General features: G+C 49.4%; 6 protein-coding genes, 4 tRNA genes, 7 rRNA genes and 1 riboswitch. Of the genes, 1 reads left to right on the top strand and 16 read right to left on the bottom strand.

The features are described 5' to 3' along the window. Positions 1–30: 30 nt before the first annotated feature. The 15 genes from birA to AC1HDJ_RS03485 form a co-directional block, all read right to left on the bottom strand. The gene (gene birA, locus AC1HDJ_RS03555) at positions 31–993 is read right to left on the bottom strand and encodes a bifunctional biotin--[acetyl-CoA-carboxylase] ligase/biotin operon repressor BirA (protein ID WP_479533423.1); all 963 of its coding nucleotides are present in this window, start codon (positions 991–993) and stop codon (positions 31–33) included. Then, positions 990–2036: a UDP-N-acetylmuramate dehydrogenase gene (gene murB / locus AC1HDJ_RS03550; RefSeq protein ID WP_479533421.1), complete on the bottom strand. Its 1047-nt coding sequence runs from the start codon at positions 2034–2036 to the stop codon at positions 990–992. The genes birA and murB overlap by 4 nt, the downstream gene beginning before the upstream one ends. 420 nt (positions 2037–2456) lie before the next feature. Next, positions 2457–2572: ribosomal RNA gene (gene rrf / locus AC1HDJ_RS03545) — 5S ribosomal RNA — on the bottom strand. A 137-nt stretch (positions 2573–2709) separates the two neighbouring features. Beyond that, positions 2710–5616 (bottom strand): 23S ribosomal RNA (locus AC1HDJ_RS03540). A gap of 127 nt (positions 5617–5743) precedes the next feature. Continuing rightward, positions 5744–5819, bottom strand: a tRNA-Glu gene (locus AC1HDJ_RS03535). A 51-nt stretch (positions 5820–5870) separates the two neighbouring features. After that, positions 5871–7413 (bottom strand): 16S ribosomal RNA (locus tag AC1HDJ_RS03530). 213 nt (positions 7414–7626) lie between these two features. Continuing rightward, positions 7627–7742 (bottom strand): 5S ribosomal RNA (rrf, locus tag AC1HDJ_RS03525). Between the two features lie 17 nt (positions 7743–7759). Then, positions 7760–7835, bottom strand: a tRNA-Thr gene (locus tag AC1HDJ_RS03520). Positions 7836–7877: 42 nt separating this feature from the next. Beyond that, positions 7878–7993, bottom strand: a 5S ribosomal RNA gene (gene rrf / locus AC1HDJ_RS03515). Positions 7994–8127: 134 nt separating this feature from the next. Then, positions 8128–11034, bottom strand: a 23S ribosomal RNA gene (locus AC1HDJ_RS03510). A gap of 193 nt (positions 11035–11227) precedes the next feature. Continuing rightward, positions 11228–11303 (bottom strand) — tRNA-Ala (locus AC1HDJ_RS03505). A gap of 43 nt (positions 11304–11346) precedes the next feature. Next, positions 11347–11423: transfer RNA gene (locus AC1HDJ_RS03500), tRNA-Ile, on the bottom strand. Positions 11424–11494: 71 nt separating this feature from the next. Then, positions 11495–13037 (bottom strand): 16S ribosomal RNA (locus AC1HDJ_RS03495). The 16S, 23S and 5S rRNA genes sit together here with 4 tRNA genes alongside, the layout of an rRNA operon. Before the next feature lie 357 nt (positions 13038–13394). Next, positions 13395–14225 (bottom strand): glutamate racemase, encoded by an 831-nt coding sequence (gene murI, locus AC1HDJ_RS03490; protein ID WP_479533419.1) that lies wholly within the window; start codon positions 14223–14225, stop codon positions 13395–13397. Next, positions 14215–16023 carry a TonB-dependent receptor domain-containing protein gene (locus AC1HDJ_RS03485; RefSeq protein WP_479533417.1) on the bottom strand — a complete coding sequence of 603 codons (1809 nt, stop codon included), beginning with the start codon at positions 16021–16023 and terminating at the stop codon, positions 14215–14217. Before AC1HDJ_RS03485 ends, murI begins: the two co-directional genes overlap by 11 nt. Before the next feature lie 72 nt (positions 16024–16095). Then, positions 16096–16326, bottom strand: a riboswitch (cobalamin riboswitch). 106 nt (positions 16327–16432) lie between these two features. On the opposite strand from AC1HDJ_RS03485, the gene trmA reads away from it, so the two are divergent. Then, the gene (gene trmA, locus AC1HDJ_RS03480) at positions 16433–17536 is read left to right on the top strand and encodes a tRNA (uridine(54)-C5)-methyltransferase TrmA (protein ID WP_479533415.1); all 1104 of its coding nucleotides are present in this window, start codon (positions 16433–16435) and stop codon (positions 17534–17536) included. Positions 17537–17577: 41 nt separating this feature from the next. Here trmA and AC1HDJ_RS03475 read toward each other — a convergent pair whose 3' ends face one another. After that, a complete protein-coding gene (locus tag AC1HDJ_RS03475; protein WP_479533413.1) occupies positions 17578–17940 on the bottom strand; it encodes a YijD family membrane protein in 363 nt (120 codons plus the stop codon). Positions 17941–17977: the final 37 nt, after the last annotated feature.

The following is a 17977-nucleotide window of genomic DNA, read 5'->3' as shown; positions in this document are numbered from 1 at the left end:
ACTACGATGAGCGCTGAAACAGCAGGTTTATTAGAGAGGACGCAGTGAGATCTCGCCACCGACAAAACTTTTTAACTCCCCACTAGCCAAGCGCAAGCGCAGAGCACCATGTGAGTCAATACCGCAAGCAACACCTTCAATTTGCTGATCACCCATCAACAACCGCACCGGTCTGCCGGTAAAGTTATCCAGCGCATTCCAGCGCTCATAGAATGCCGATAACCCCTGCTGTTCATACAGCGGAAGATTCTCTTCCAGCGCTTTTAATAAGCGCCCAGCAAGCTGATTACGCGGAAGTGTCGGACACACATCTTTTAAACACGAAATCGGCTGGTCAATACGGCTGCGAACTGAAGCTGGAAGCGAGACATTAATCCCCATTCCCATCACAATATGTGCAGCATCACCGGTTTGTCCGGTTAACTCAACCAAAATACCGGCTACTTTTTTATCATTTAGATAGAGATCATTCGGCCATTTTAGCCGAATAGCATCAGTCCCTAGCTGCTGTAATACTTCAGCGACAATCACGCCAATAGCCAAGCTTAAGCCAACCGCTGCTGCCGGGCCTTGTTCTAAACGCCAGTACATTGATAAATAGAGATTAGCACCAAACAATGAGACCCAAGGCCGGCCACGCCGCCCGCGTCCAGCCTGCTGATACTCGGCAATGCACGCATAACCGGAAGGAAATTGGCCAATTCTGTCGAGTAAATACTGGTTGGTTGAACCGATAATAGGGATCAACTCAAACTGGCTAGAGGGCGTAATAGATCTAATCGCATCAGCAGTTAACAATTCAATAGGTTCAGCCAAACAGTACCCTTTTCCCGGGATACTAAAGAGATCCAACCCCCAATCTTGCAACGTTCGAATATGTTTGCTAATTGCTGCGCGCGAAATACCTAAACGCTTTCCGAGTTGCTCGCCTGAGTGGAACTGCCCATCTGCCAGCCACTGTATAATTTGCAAAGGCGTATCTGTACTTTTCATATGCACTCCAGTAACTGCACGGCATTCACCTCACCAGAACGGCTGATAAAACGCACTTCAGGATCGAGCCAGACTGAAAAACGGGCAAATACCGACTGGCGTACATGCTGAGCAAGGCACAAAACATCCTGTGCGTTGGCATTACCGATATTAACCAAGACTAAGGCCTGATGTGGATGAACACGAGCCTGACCAATTTGATAGCCTTTTAAGCCACATTGATCAATCAGCCATCCTGCTGCCACTTTATACTCACCAGAGTGTTGTAAATACAGCGGCGCATGTGGGAAATCTGCCAGTAACTTTTCTGCCTGTGAAGTACTAATGAGTGGGTTTTTAAAGAAACTACCCGCATTACCTTCCTGTTTGGGATCAGGCAGTTTTCTTTTGCGCATATCACAAACCATCGTAAAGATAGCCATCGGGGTAAGATCATCGCCTGTCAGTTTGGCCAACTCACCATAATGCGCAATAGGCTGCCACTCTTTTGGCAAACGTAAACCTACCGCGGTAATAACATAACCGTGCTGATACTGATGTTTAAAAATGCTGTCACGATAGCCAAACTGGCACTCATCTTTACTTAACCGCAGTGAAACACCTGAGCTTAACTGAAGCACATCGACATACGCACATAATTGTTCAAATTCAATGCCATACGCACCGATATTCTGAATCGGCGCAGAACCACAACAGCCAGGGATCAGTGCCAGGTTTTCCATCCCAGCAATCCCCTGCTCAAGCGTGAATGTCACCAACTCATGCCATGACTCGCCTGCCGCAACGTGTAGATGCCATGCAGAGTCATCCTCTTGAATATCAATACCCTTAAGCTGATTAAGGATCACGACACCATCAAAATCATCGGTAAACAGTACATTACTGCCCTCACCTAAAACCAAGAAAGGTAACCCCTGATAAGCAGATGATCGTGTGATACTCAGCAAATCGCTCACTTGTGTCACAGTTTTAATCCAGCGAGCTTTGGCAGGTAATCCAAAAGTGTGATGAGGCTGTAGTGAAGACCATTCAGGTAATGACATGCGTAATCGGGCTCAGAAGAAAATAATGCGGTTATTCTACGTGATCGCAACCAGAAGAACTAACCCCGTCTTATGGGGTTTTTTATGCATCAAAAACAGAGCCTAAAAGAAAATGCTTTTGTGGGATACACAAACCAATCCAGCCCCATCCATGCGCCATCAAAAGAACGGCTCAACTGCCCATTTTCTAGTTACAGAGGGCTACATAGATAGTTTCATAGGTAATTGATAATTGATAATTGATAATTGATAATTGATAATTGGACAGTTAGGGCGTTGAGCTACTGATAAGTTCATTATCGTGTGAGCCTCAGCAAATCGCTCACGCGTGCCTGTCCAAAATCCCCAATAAGTTTTAATAAATAAAATACAACAACGCAAAAAGCCCATCCTTTCGGATGGGCTTCTTACTTATTTGATGCCTGGCAGTTCCCTACTCTCGCATGGGGAGACCCCACACTACCATCGGCGCTACGGCGTTTCACTGCTGAGTTCGGCATGGGGTCAGGTGGGACCACCGCGCTATCGCCGCCAGGCAAATTCTTTTATTCTATCTACATAACCGCCATTTCATGGCCATTACGCTAAATCTGAAAACGCACTGATAAATTCTGTTTTTGTTCTCAAAAACATCGTCTCGAACTTTCATCGTCCAACATAACTTTGGCGTTGTATGGTTAAGCCTCACGGGCAATTAGTACAGGTTAGCTCAACGTATCGCTACGCTTACACACCCTGCCTATCTACGTCGTAGTCTCCAACAACCCTTTAGGAGGCTCTAGGCCTCAGGGATGACTCATCTCGGGGCAAGTTTCGCGCTTAGATGCTTTCAGCGCTTATCTCTTCCGTATTTAGCTACCCGGCAATGCCACTGGCGTGACAACCGGAACACCAGAGATACGTCCACTCCGGTCCTCTCGTACTAGGAGCAGCCCCCCTCAATCATCCAACGCCCACGACAGATAGGGACCGAACTGTCTCACGACGTTCTAAACCCAGCTCGCGTACCACTTTAAATGGCGAACAGCCATACCCTTGGGACCAACTTCAGCCCCAGGATGTGATGAGCCGACATCGAGGTGCCAAACACCGCCGTCGATATGAACTCTTGGGCGGTATCAGCCTGTTATCCCCGGAGTACCTTTTATCCGTTGAGCGATGGCCCTTCCATACAGAACCACCGGATCACTATGACCTACTTTCGTATCTGCTCGACCTGTCCGTCTCGCAGTTAAGCTGGCTTATGCCATTGCACTAACCTCCTGATGTCCGACCAGGATTAGCCAACCTTCGTGCTCCTCCGTTACTCTTTAGGAGGAGACCGCCCCAGTCAAACTACCCACCAGACACTGTCCGCATCCCGGATTACGGGACCACGTTAGAACATCAAACATTAAAGGGTGGTATTTCAAGGTCGGCTCCACGCAAACTGGCGTTCACGTTTCAATGCCTCCCACCTATCCTACACATCAAGGCTCAATATTCAGTGTCAAGCTATAGTAAAGGTTCACGGGGTCTTTCCGTCTTGCCGCGGGTACACTGCATCTTCACAGCGATTTCAATTTCACTGAGTCTCGGGTGGAGACAGCCTGGCCATCATTACGCCATTCGTGCAGGTCGGAACTTACCCGACAAGGAATTTCGCTACCTTAGGACCGTTATAGTTACGGCCGCCGTTTACCGGGGCTTCGATCAAGAGCTTCGCTTGCGCTAACCCCATCAATTAACCTTCCGGCACCGGGCAGGCGTCACACCGTATACGTCCACTTTCGTGTTTGCACAGTGCTGTGTTTTTAATAAACAGTTGCAGCCAGCTGGTATCTTCGACTGACTTCAGCTCCATCCGCAAGGGACTTCACCTACCGTCAGCGTGCCTTCTCCCGAAGTTACGGCACCATTTTGCCTAGTTCCTTCACCCGAGTTCTCTCAAGCGCCTGAGTATTCTCTACCTGACCACCTGTGTCGGTTTGGGGTACGATTTCTGGTGACCTGATGCTTAGAGGCTTTTCCTGGAAGCGTAGTATCAGCTACTTCAGCACCGTAGTGCTTCGTCATCACGCCTCAGTGTTATGCAGAAAACCGGATTTACCTAGTCTTCCCACCTTCACGCTTAAACCGGGACAACCGTCGCCCGGATAGCCTAACTTTCTCCGTCCCCCCTTCGCAGTCACCACAAGTACGGGAATATTAACCCGTTTCCCATCGACTACGCTTTTCAGCCTCGCCTTAGGGGTCGACTCACCCTGCTCCGATTAACGTTGAACAGGAACCCTTGGTCTTCCGGCGGGGGAGTTTTTCACTCCCCTTATCGTTACTTATGTCAGCATTCGCACTTCTGATACGTCCAGCATGCCTCACAGCACACCTTCTACCGCTTACAGAACGCTCCCCTACCCAATAACGCCTAAACGTCATTGCCGCAGCTTCGGTGCATGGTTTAGCCCCGTTAAATCTTCCGCGCAGGCCGACTCGACTAGTGAGCTATTACGCTTTCTTTAAATGATGGCTGCTTCTAAGCCAACATCCTAGCTGTCTGAGCCTTCCCACATCGTTTCCCACTTAACCATGACTTTGGGACCTTAGCTGGCGGTCTGGGTTGTTTCCCTCTTCACGACGGACGTTAGCACCCGCCGTGTGTCTCCCGGATAGTACTCTACGGTATTCGGAGTTTGCATGGGGTTGGTAAGTCGGGATGACCCCCTAGCCCAAACAGTGCTCTACCCCCGTAGGTATTCGTCCGAGGCGCTACCTAAATAGCTTTCGGGGAGAACCAGCTATCTCCCGGTTTGATTGGCCTTTCACCCCCAGCCACAAGTCATCCGCTAATTTTTCAACATTAGTCGGTTCGGTCCTCCAGTTAGTGTTACCCAACCTTCAACCTGCCCATGGCTAGATCACCGGGTTTCGGGTCTATACCCTGCAACTAAATCGCCCAGTTAAGACTCGGTTTCCCTACGGCTCCCCTATTCGGTTAACCTTGCTACAGAATATAAGTCGCTGACCCATTATACAAAAGGTACGCAGTCACACCACGAAGGTGCTCCTACTGCTTGTACGTACACGGTTTCAGGTTCTATTTCACTCCCCTCACAGGGGTTCTTTTCGCCTTTCCCTCACGGTACTGGTTCGCTATCGGTCAGTCAGGAGTATTTAGCCTTGGAGGATGGTCCCCCCATCTTCAAACAGGATACCACGTGTCCCGTCTTACTCATCGAGCTCACAACCAGTGCACTTTCATGTACGGGGCTATCACCCTGTATCGCCGGCCTTTCCAGGCCGTTCCATTAATACACTGGCTGATGTTGACTCTGGGCTGCTCCGCGTTCGCTCGCCGCTACTAACGGAATCTCGGTTGATTTCTTTTCCTCGGGGTACTTAGATGTTTCAGTTCTCCCGGTTCGCCTCGTTAAGCTATGTATTCACTTAACGATACCTAAGTTATCTTAGGTGGGTTTCCCCATTCGGACATGGTTGGTTAATAGCGCTTCATCCCAGCTCACCAACCCTTTTCGCAGGGTAGCACGTCCTTCATCGCCTCTGACTGCCAAGGCATCCACCGTGTACGCTTAGTCACTTAACCATACAACCCAAAATTATTTCAGATTGATGAAAGCACTAAACTGGTCATATGCCAGTTTCTCAAGACGCTTGTTCTTAAGAACTTCAGTTATTTATCAGCTTGTTTCCAAATTTTTAAAGAGCAATTGTGGCGTCCCCTAGGGGGTTCGAACCCCTGTTACCGCCGTGAAAGGGCGGTGTCCTAGGCCTCTAGACGAAGGGGACGCAACTTCAAACAATCTGTGTGAGCACTCAGCCAAAGGCTGGTATCGCAGGTAAGGAGGTGATCCAACCGCAGGTTCCCCTACGGTTACCTTGTTACGACTTCACCCCAGTCATGAATCACAAAGTGGTAAGCGCCCCCCCGAAGGTTAAGCTACCTACTTCTTTTGCAACCCACTCCCATGGTGTGACGGGCGGTGTGTACAAGGCCCGGGAACGTATTCACCGTAGCATTCTGATCTACGATTACTAGCGATTCCGACTTCATGGAGTCGAGTTGCAGACTCCAATCCGGACTACGACATACTTTATGGGATTCGCTCACTATCGCTAGCTTGCCGCCCTTTGTATATGCCATTGTAGCACGTGTGTAGCCCTACTCGTAAGGGCCATGATGACTTGACGTCATCCCCACCTTCCTCCGGTTTATCACCGGCAGTCTCCTTTGAGTTCCCGCCATCACGCGCTGGCAACAAAGGATAAGGGTTGCGCTCGTTGCGGGACTTAACCCAACATTTCACAACACGAGCTGACGACAGCCATGCAGCACCTGTCTCACAGTTCCCGAAGGCACCAATCCATCTCTGGAAAGTTCTGTGGATGTCAAGAGTAGGTAAGGTTCTTCGCGTTGCATCGAATTAAACCACATGCTCCACCGCTTGTGCGGGCCCCCGTCAATTCATTTGAGTTTTAACCTTGCGGCCGTACTCCCCAGGCGGTCGATTTAACGCGTTAGCTCCGGAAGCCACGCCTCAAGGGCACAACCTCCAAATCGACATCGTTTACAGCGTGGACTACCAGGGTATCTAATCCTGTTTGCTCCCCACGCTTTCGCACCTGAGCGTCAGTCTTTGTCCAGGGGGCCGCCTTCGCCACCGGTATTCCTCCAGATCTCTACGCATTTCACCGCTACACCTGGAATTCTACCCCCCTCTACAAGACTCTAGCTTGCCAGTTTCAAATGCAGTTCCCACGTTGAGCGCGGGGATTTCACATCTGACTTAACAAACCGCCTGCGTGCGCTTTACGCCCAGTAATTCCGATTAACGCTTGCACCCTCCGTATTACCGCGGCTGCTGGCACGGAGTTAGCCGGTGCTTCTTCTGCGAGTAACGTCATAGCAGCAGCGTATTAAGCTGCTCCCTTTCCTCCTCGCTGAAAGTGCTTTACAACCCGAAGGCCTTCTTCACACACGCGGCATGGCTGCATCAGGGTTTCCCCCATTGTGCAATATTCCCCACTGCTGCCTCCCGTAGGAGTCTGGACCGTGTCTCAGTTCCAGTGTGACTGGTCATTCTCTCAAACCAGTTAGAGATCGTCGCCTTGGTGAGCCATTACCCCACCAACTAGCTAATCCCACCTGGGTTCATCCGATAGCATGAGGTCCGAAGAGCCCCCACTTTGGTCCGTAGACATTATGCGGTATTAGCTACAGTTTCCCGTAGTTATCCCCCTCTATCGGGCAGATCCCCAGGCATTACTCACCCGTCCGCCGCTCGTCACCCAAGAAGCAAGCTTCTTTGTGCTACCGCTCGACTTGCATGTGTTAGGCCTGCCGCCAGCGTTCAATCTGAGCCATGATCAAACTCTTCAATTTAAAGTTTGTCGCTCGAAATAACTAGCAAATAAATTGTCAGTCACTCGTTTAACTAAGTATCTTTTGGATAGTCAGCGTCTTCAACGAGTGCCCACACAGATTGTCTGATTAATTTTTTAAAGAGCAGCGCCAGCGCTTTCACGTTGACAGGGCGCGCATTATTTCGCATTTCCCTATATTGTGTCAATGTAAAAGTGACACTTTAATTTTGAATCCCGGCAGTGTCCTACTCTCACATAGGGAAACCCTACACTACCATCGGCGCTACGACGTTTCACTACTGAGTTCGGCATGGGATCAGGTGGGGCCATCGTGCTATTGCTGCCGGGAAAATTTTAATAAATAATGGTGCTGATACCCAGAGTCGAACTGGGGACCTCACCCTTACCAAGGGTGCGCTCTACCAACTGAGCCATATCAGCAACTTTATTTATTAAAACTTATACCATCTAAGAGAATTTGATGCCTGGCAGTTCCCTACTCTCGCATGGGGAGACCCCACACTACCATCGGCGCTACGGCGTTTCACTGCTGAGTTCGGCATGGGGTCAGGTGGGACCACCGCGCTATCGCCGCCAGGCAAATTCTTGTATTCTATTTACATAACCGCCATCTTATGGCCATTACGCTAAATCTGAAAACGCACTGATAAATTCTATTTTGCTCTCAAAAACATCGTCTGAACTTCATCGTCCAACATAACTTTGGCGTTGTATGGTTAAGCCTCACGGGCAATTAGTACAGGTTAGCTCAACGTATCGCTACGCTTACACACCCTGCCTATCTACGTCGTAGTCTCCAACAACCCTTTAGGAGGCTCTAGGCCTCAGGGATGACTCATCTCGGGGCAAGTTTCGCGCTTAGATGCTTTCAGCGCTTATCTCTTCCGTATTTAGCTACCCGGCAATGCCACTGGCGTGACAACCGGAACACCAGAGATACGTCCACTCCGGTCCTCTCGTACTAGGAGCAGCCCCCCTCAATCATCCAACGCCCACGACAGATAGGGACCGAACTGTCTCACGACGTTCTAAACCCAGCTCGCGTACCACTTTAAATGGCGAACAGCCATACCCTTGGGACCAACTTCAGCCCCAGGATGTGATGAGCCGACATCGAGGTGCCAAACACCGCCGTCGATATGAACTCTTGGGCGGTATCAGCCTGTTATCCCCGGAGTACCTTTTATCCGTTGAGCGATGGCCCTTCCATACAGAACCACCGGATCACTATGACCTACTTTCGTATCTGCTCGACCTGTCCGTCTCGCAGTTAAGCTGGCTTATGCCATTGCACTAACCTCCTGATGTCCGACCAGGATTAGCCAACCTTCGTGCTCCTCCGTTACTCTTTAGGAGGAGACCGCCCCAGTCAAACTACCCACCAGACACTGTCCGCATCCCGGATTACGGGACCACGTTAGAACATCAAACATTAAAGGGTGGTATTTCAAGGTCGGCTCCACGCAAACTGGCGTTCACGTTTCAATGCCTCCCACCTATCCTATACATCAAGGCTCAATATTCAGTGTCAAGCTATAGTAAAGGTTCACGGGGTCTTTCCGTCTTGCCGCGGGTACACTGCATCTTCACAGCGATTTCAATTTCACTGAGTCTCGGGTGGAGACAGCCTGGCCATCATTACGCCATTCGTGCAGGTCGGAACTTACCCGACAAGGAATTTCGCTACCTTAGGACCGTTATAGTTACGGCCGCCGTTTACCGGGGCTTCGATCAAGAGCTTCGCTTGCGCTAACCCCATCAATTAACCTTCCGGCACCGGGCAGGCGTCACACCGTATACGTCCACTTTCGTGTTTGCACAGTGCTGTGTTTTTAATAAACAGTTGCAGCCAGCTGGTATCTTCGACTGACTTCAGCTCCATCCGCAAGGGACTTCACCTACCGTCAGCGTGCCTTCTCCCGAAGTTACGGCACCATTTTGCCTAGTTCCTTCACCCGAGTTCTCTCAAGCGCCTGAGTATTCTCTACCTGACCACCTGTGTCGGTTTGGGGTACGATTTCTGGTGACCTGATGCTTAGAGGCTTTTCCTGGAAGCGTAGTATCAGCTACTTCAGCACCGTAGTGCTTCGTCATCACGCCTCAGTGTTATGCAGAAAACCGGATTTACCTAGTCTTCCCACCTTCACGCTTAAACCGGGACAACCGTCGCCCGGATAGCCTAACTTTCTCCGTCCCCCCTTCGCAGTCACCACAAGTACGGGAATATTAACCCGTTTCCCATCGACTACGCTTTTCAGCCTCGCCTTAGGGGTCGACTCACCCTGCTCCGATTAACGTTGAACAGGAACCCTTGGTCTTCCGGCGGGGGAGTTTTTCACTCCCCTTATCGTTACTTATGTCAGCATTCGCACTTCTGATACGTCCAGCATGCCTCACAGCACACCTTCTACCGCTTACAGAACGCTCCCCTACCCAATAACGCCTAAACGTCATTGCCGCAGCTTCGGTGCATGGTTTAGCCCCGTTAAATCTTCCGCGCAGGCCGACTCGACTAGTGAGCTATTACGCTTTCTTTAAATGATGGCTGCTTCTAAGCCAACATCCTAGCTGTCTGAGCCTTCCCACATCGTTTCCCACTTAACCATGACTTTGGGACCTTAGCTGGCGGTCTGGGTTGTTTCCCTCTTCACGACGGACGTTAGCACCCGCCGTGTGTCTCCCGGATAGTACTCTACGGTATTCGGAGTTTGCATGGGGTTGGTAAGTCGGGATGACCCCCTAGCCCAAACAGTGCTCTACCCCCGTAGGTATTCGTCCGAGGCGCTACCTAAATAGCTTTCGGGGAGAACCAGCTATCTCCCGGTTTGATTGGCCTTTCACCCCCAGCCACAAGTCATCCGCTAATTTTTCAACATTAGTCGGTTCGGTCCTCCAGTTAGTGTTACCCAACCTTCAACCTGCCCATGGCTAGATCACCGGGTTTCGGGTCTATACCCTGCAACTAAAGCGCCCTATTAAGACTCGGTTTCCCTACGGCTCCCCTATTCGGTTAACCTTGCTACAGAATATAAGTCGCTGACCCATTATACAAAAGGTACGCAGTCACACCACGAAGGTGCTCCTACTGCTTGTACGTACACGGTTTCAGGTTCTATTTCACTCCCCTCACAGGGGTTCTTTTCGCCTTTCCCTCACGGTACTGGTTCGCTATCGGTCAGTCAGGAGTATTTAGCCTTGGAGGATGGTCCCCCCATCTTCAAACAGGATACCACGTGTCCCGTCTTACTCATCGAGCTCACAACCAGTGCACTTTCATGTACGGGGCTATCACCCTGTATCGCCGGCCTTTCCAGGCCGTTCCATTAATACACTGGCTGATGTTGACTCTGGGCTGCTCCGCGTTCGCTCGCCGCTACTAACGGAATCTCGGTTGATTTCTTTTCCTCGGGGTACTTAGATGTTTCAGTTCTCCCGGTTCGCCTCGTTAAGCTATGTATTCACTTAACGATACCTAAGTTATCTTAGGTGGGTTTCCCCATTCGGACATGGTTGGTTAATAGCGCTTCATCCCAGCTCACCAACCCTTTTCGCAGGGTAGCACGTCCTTCATCGCCTCTGACTGCCAAGGCATCCACCGTGTACGCTTAGTCACTTAACCATACAACCCAAAATTATTTCAGATTGATGAAAGTACTAAACTGGTCATATGCCAGTTTCTCAAGACGCTTGTTCTTAAGAACTTCAGTTATTTATCAGCTTGTTTCCAAATTTTTAAAGAGCAAGGTAGTTCACAGTGTTCTGCAAATACCATATGGCAAAGTGAACTGTTACGTTCAATTCGCTTTGCGATATGGTGGAGCTATGCGGGATCGAACCGCAGACCTCCTGCGTGCAAGGCAGGCGCTCTCCCAGCTGAGCTATAACCCCATACCGGTGTGACTTATCTTTCCACTTTCCTCTGAAAAGGAAGTGGTGGGTCTGAGTGGACTTGAACCACCGACCTCACCCTTATCAGGGGTGCGCTCTAACCACCTGAGCTACAGACCCAGATAAGTCTCTCTTCTTTCAATTAATCAAACAATCTGTGTGAGCACTCAGCCAAAGGCTGGTATCGCAGGTAAGGAGGTGATCCAACCGCAGGTTCCCCTACGGTTACCTTGTTACGACTTCACCCCAGTCATGAATCACAAAGTGGTAAGCGCCCCCCCGAAGGTTAAGCTACCTACTTCTTTTGCAACCCACTCCCATGGTGTGACGGGCGGTGTGTACAAGGCCCGGGAACGTATTCACCGTAGCATTCTGATCTACGATTACTAGCGATTCCGACTTCATGGAGTCGAGTTGCAGACTCCAATCCGGACTACGACATACTTTATGGGATTCGCTCACTATCGCTAGCTTGCCGCCCTTTGTATATGCCATTGTAGCACGTGTGTAGCCCTACTCGTAAGGGCCATGATGACTTGACGTCATCCCCACCTTCCTCCGGTTTATCACCGGCAGTCTCCTTTGAGTTCCCGCCATTACGCGCTGGCAACAAAGGATAAGGGTTGCGCTCGTTGCGGGACTTAACCCAACATTTCACAACACGAGCTGACGACAGCCATGCAGCACCTGTCTCAGAGCTCCCGAAGGCACTCCCGTATCTCTACAGGATTCTCTGGATGTCAAGAGTAGGTAAGGTTCTTCGCGTTGCATCGAATTAAACCACATGCTCCACCGCTTGTGCGGGCCCCCGTCAATTCATTTGAGTTTTAACCTTGCGGCCGTACTCCCCAGGCGGTCGATTTAACGCGTTAGCTCCGGAAGCCACGCCTCAAGGGCACAACCTCCAAATCGACATCGTTTACAGCGTGGACTACCAGGGTATCTAATCCTGTTTGCTCCCCACGCTTTCGCACCTGAGCGTCAGTCTTTGTCCAGGGGGCCGCCTTCGCCACCGGTATTCCTCCAGATCTCTACGCATTTCACCGCTACACCTGGAATTCTACCCCCCTCTACAAGACTCTAGCTTGCCAGTTTCAAATGCAGTTCCCACGTTGAGCGCGGGGATTTCACATCTGACTTAACAAACCGCCTGCGTGCGCTTTACGCCCAGTAATTCCGATTAACGCTTGCACCCTCCGTATTACCGCGGCTGCTGGCACGGAGTTAGCCGGTGCTTCTTCTGCGAGTAACGTCATAGCAACAGCGTATTAAGCTGCTCCCTTTCCTCCTCGCTGAAAGTGCTTTACAACCCGAAGGCCTTCTTCACACACGCGGCATGGCTGCATCAGGGTTTCCCCCATTGTGCAATATTCCCCACTGCTGCCTCCCGTAGGAGTCTGGACCGTGTCTCAGTTCCAGTGTGACTGGTCATTCTCTCAAACCAGTTAGAGATCGTCGCCTTGGTGAGCCATTACCCCACCAACTAGCTAATCCCACCTGGGTTCATCCGATAGCATGAGGTCCGAAGAGCCCCCACTTTGGTCCGTAGACATTATGCGGTATTAGCTACAGTTTCCCGTAGTTATCCCCCTCTATCGGGCAGATCCCCAGGCATTACTCACCCGTCCGCCGCTCGTCACCCAAGAAGCAAGCTTCTTTGTGCTACCGCTCGACTTGCATGTGTTAGGCCTGCCGCCAGCGTTCAATCTGAGCCATGATCAAACTCTTCAATTTAAAGTTTGTCGCTCGAAATAACTAGCAAATAAATTGTCAGTCACTCGTTTAACTAAGTATCTTTTGGATAGTCAGCGTCTTCAACGAGTGCCCACACAGATTGTCTGATTAATTTTTTAAAGAGCAGTGTCAGCGCTTTCACGTTGACAGGGCGCGCATTATTCCGCATTTCCCTTTGGCTGTCAAGGTCTGTTTTTCACATTCCTTAAAAGCATTTTATTCTTTACTGCTTTGCTTTCAGTGATTTGCATCACAGTTGCCGTGTCAGTGGGGTCGCATTATAGGGCGTTTTGAGTTTGGCACAAGGGGAAATGTGCATTTTTTTTCTGTTTGTTCAAAGATCGGTCTATTTGGGGTTTAAAGCACCAGTTTTTGCAGTTTTCCGAGGTTTTCGTGGGTAAACAGGGGTTGTAGTTGCTCTGCGTGTGTATCCCATAAAGTGCAATAGCTCTGGTTTTTTGGCTGTTGAGTGCTGTTTACGGTAGTGGATAGGCCGTTTTGCTGGGTGAGCAGGTATTCGACGCGTTTGGCTACGGCGCTGCCGGAGTCTATAAGTTGTGTATGGGGGGGGAGGATTTGCTGCAGTTCTTCTTTTAATAGGGGAAAGTGGGTGCAGGCCAGTACGATGGTGTCAGGCGCGCAGGTTTGGGTAAGCCAAGGAGCAAGGATGTGGCGCAGGGCGTGTGGGGCAATGGGCTGCCCTTGCATTTTTTGCTCGGCAAGTTGCACGAGTTCGGCTGAGCCGAGCAGTTTGACGTGGTGCTGGCTGGCAAATTGGCTGATGAGTTGATGGGTGTAGGGGCGTTTGACGGTGGCTCGGGTGGCGAGCAGGCCAATAATGCCGTTGCGGGTACGCTCTGCAGCCGGTTTGATGGCGGGTACGACACCAACAATGGGGATGGCAAAACGGGCTCGTAGTGCGGGCAGTGTGATGGTGCTGGCGGTATTGCAGGCGATGATGACCATGTCGAGCGGGTGCTGGCGGGCAATGGCGCTGACAATGGCGAGTACGCGTTCAATAATAAGGGTTTCGGGTTGTTCACCATAGGGGAAGCAGGCGTTATCGAAGGCATAGAGGTAGTGTAAATCCGGCAATCGCTGCCGGATTTCTTGGTATATAGAGAGGCCGCCTACGCCGGAGTCAAAGACGAGGACTGTAGGTTGCTGTTTTTTTCTGTCAGAAATCATAGCTCAAGGTCAGGTAGTAGGCGCGCTCTGCCGCTGGATAGCCGTACGCGGTTTCGTACTTTTTATCAAACAGGTTTGCGATTCTACCACGGGCGGTGAAGCTTTGCGTTATAGGATATGAGGCGGCAAGATCCCACAGGCTGTAGCTTGGGAGTTCTCTATAATCCCAATCATATCGCTTACCTATATATTGATATGCAATATTAAACTGTGTACGCATAACTTCAAAATCCAACATATATTTGTAAGTATGCTGAGCTCGCTTAGTTAACAGTTTATCTTCCTGATCTCTTGGGTTCGTATAATCAGCGGATAAGGTATGCGTAGCTAGAGAGCTAGAGTAGGATACTTGTCCCTCAATGCCCTTAATTTGTGCCTTTTTGATATTGACATACGGTCCTTTATATTCGGGTTGAGTTATTAAGTTATCAATATCATTACGATAACCGGCGACACGCCAACTCAGAGCATTCATCTGCCCATTTAATGCCAGTTCCAAATTTTTTGACGTTTCTGCTTCTAAATTTGGACTTGGTTTACTGTATTGTGAACCATATTGCTGACTCAATGTTGGGGCTTTAAATGCTGTTCCATATGAAAGTACCACTTGCATGTTGTCAATAAATTGCCAACCAAGACCACTTTGCCATGTGAAATTATCACCATAATCTTGGTTATGATCTTGGCGAATAGCACCTTCCACAGTCCATTTATCTAATACCTGCTGAGCAGTAATGTAAACACCGGTATTATCTCTCTGCTTAGGCGCACTGCCAATAAAAGCCTGATTCCGATTCCAATCAACACCCGCACCAATTTGACCTGATCCAACTTGGTAGTTATTCATCCACTGTAACGTGCGCTGATTGTATTCATCGTGTGCAGATGTATTGTTTTTATTAAATGTATCACTATCCACATTCTGATAGCTTGCGATCAATTGGCTAGAATACTCATTCTGCTGAAATTTTAGCCCAGAATCATATTGACGAGAGTACGTTCGCCCTTGATTACTTGATGTAGAAGACGAACCATCATATTCACGTTGATTTGCAAATCCATGAATACGCAAAAAACCCTCTATTGAATCTGAAAATTTATGCTCAATAGATCCCCACCCAAAACGGCTTCTAAATCCATCGCGATCAGGTTCGTTAGTACCCGCTACAACATCATAACCACGGGTATCAGCAAATTGCCCAGCTATTGATACCGTCGTATTGTCATCAAGCTTTCGACGTACACTACCCTGATAATTTTGGTAATGCAGACTGCCCGCAGAGGCTTGTAAATTACCGCCATCAGTTTCCCTTCCGGTAATAATATTAATCACACCGCCAATCGCATCTGCACCATAAGTTGATGAGCGTGGGCCACGGATATATTCAATACGTTCAACTAGCGCGAGTGGTAACTGATTAAAATCAACTGAACCTGTACCACTGGCTGACTGTGCAACGCGGATACCGTCAATTAAGACTAAAACATGCCGAGACTCATTACCGCGAATAAATACTGTCGACAATTGCCCCAAACCACCACTTTGTGAGATCTGAACTCCCGGCAGACGACGCAGTGCTTCGGTGACAGAGGTGACCTGCCAACGAGACATCTCTTGTTGGGTAACCACTTCTACCGGTGCAAGAACCGATGATACTGGCTGGGCAAAGCGGTTGGCGCTGGTGATGACGATGATGGGTGAGCCATCTTCGGTGGTGCGGTTTTCAGCAACGGTGGTTCCCGAAAAAAGGGCAGCCGCAATGGCCCCCGCTAATAGCGTTGGATTGGTGTTATTCATTAATTATCGATGCCTTACAAATCGAGCATTTGCCACTGTCAGCAGGCCGCATCCCGCGACGTACCTGATAACAGCAGACCCGTGTTTCCGGCAGGTCTTCGGACTTGGGGCAATGAACCTACGGTAACGAACTTCCCATTCTTCTGTATTTACATTGGTATTTATTGTGCAATACAGAAGCAACAGTGTCGGCAGTGTGTGCTGCCTGTTACTTTCGTTCCCCTTTACCGCTGCGCGTCAGTTCTGGATTTTCACCAGATTCCCTTTTCGCTCTTGGTAGAGACCGGAGACGGTATATTACTAACTGTCGATTTAGATGTCTAGATTGCTAAACCTTCTATAAGCTGGACTTCCCTCTCGGTTTGCCTACAATTCCCTTCTTATATAGCGATGTTTGCGGAGAAAAGTGATGACCCCTGGTAGTTTGCCTATTGATCAGTACGATGCCCAGTTAGCGGAAAAAACGGCTCGTTTACAGACGCTGATGGCGCAGTTTGATGCGCCGGCACCAGAGGTTTTTGCCTCGGAACATCAGCACTACCGGATGCGGGCAGAGTTTCGAATCTGGCATGAGGGTGAAGATCTTTATCACATTGTGTTTGATAAAGAGACAAAAGCGCGGCTTCGTGTGGATCAGTTTCCTGCAGCCAGTAAGTTGATCAACCGTTTGATGACGGCGCTGCTGGATCAGCTGCGCCATAACCCGCTGCTGCGCAACAAGTTGTTCCAGATTGATTATCTGTCTACGTTAAGTAATCAAGTAATTGTTTCGCTGCTGTATCACAAAAAACTCGATGAGCAGTGGCAGCATGAAGCGCGCCATTTGCGAGATGCACTGCGTTGTGAGGGGTTTAATCTGCAGTTGATTGGCCGCGCAACCAAGCAAAAAATCATGTTAGATCATGATTATGTTGATGAAAGTTTGTTTGTGAAAGGCAAAGAGATGATCTATCGCCAAGTAGAAAACAGCTTTACTCAGCCCAATGCGGTGGTCAACATGCACATGCTGGATTGGGCAGTGGATGCCACGCAACATGCAACGGGCGATCTGTTAGAGCTCTATTGCGGTAACGGTAATTTTTCATTGGCACTGGCACGCAATTTTAACCGCGTGCTGGCGACTGAGATTGCCAAGCCTTCCGTTGAATCGGCGCAGTATAATATTGCGGTGAATAAGCTGGAAAACGTGCAAATTATTCGTATGTCAGCGGAAGATTTTACACAGGCAATGAACGGTGTTCGTGAGTTTAATCGCCTAAAGGGTATTGATCTGAAAAGTTATCAGTGCAATACCATTTTTGTCGATCCACCACGCAGTGGTCTAGATGCCGACACGGTAAAACTGGTGCAGGGATATGAGCGTATTCTTTATATTTCATGCAACCCTGAAACACTGCGCGACAATTTGCTGGTGTTAAGTGAAACCCACGAAATTAAGAAGTTAGCGCTATTTGACCAATTCCCGTATACCCACCATATGGAAAGTGGTGTGCTGCTTGAACGCAAAGCATAAATAAACACAGCAGCCCGCTCATTCAAGCGGGCTGTTTGGTTTTAGGCGCTTTTTTTACTCAGTAAACCCAGTTTACTTAAAATCCAGAATAGCAAAGCCATGCAAAGCATCAGCGGGATAAAATTAGAGCCAATCTCCGGATGCTCAACGCGGACAAAAACCGAGTAAGCAAGCACTCCAAAAATGAAGCTCAGACCGGTCAGCAGCGGAGAATCATTTTGCAGTGGTGCGCTGACATAGCGCTGATACAGGCAGTATACCGACAGCACCAGTGCAATCACCGGAAACAGGCTGAAAGTGACGTGGCTATTGAACAGGGTTGCGACGGTCGCATTACCACAAAAGCCAACCAGCAGTGCCAACAGGAGTGGTTTCAACTCTTTTCTCTGTGTGGTTTGATTCATTATTCTTTCCTAATTTTACTTATCAATGGGCTCTGTC

It is taken from the genome of Plesiomonas sp. ISS29 (assembly GCF_056522795.1).
The sequence above is the reverse complement of the archived record's forward strand: the minus strand, read 5'-3'. Positions and strand labels throughout refer to the sequence as shown.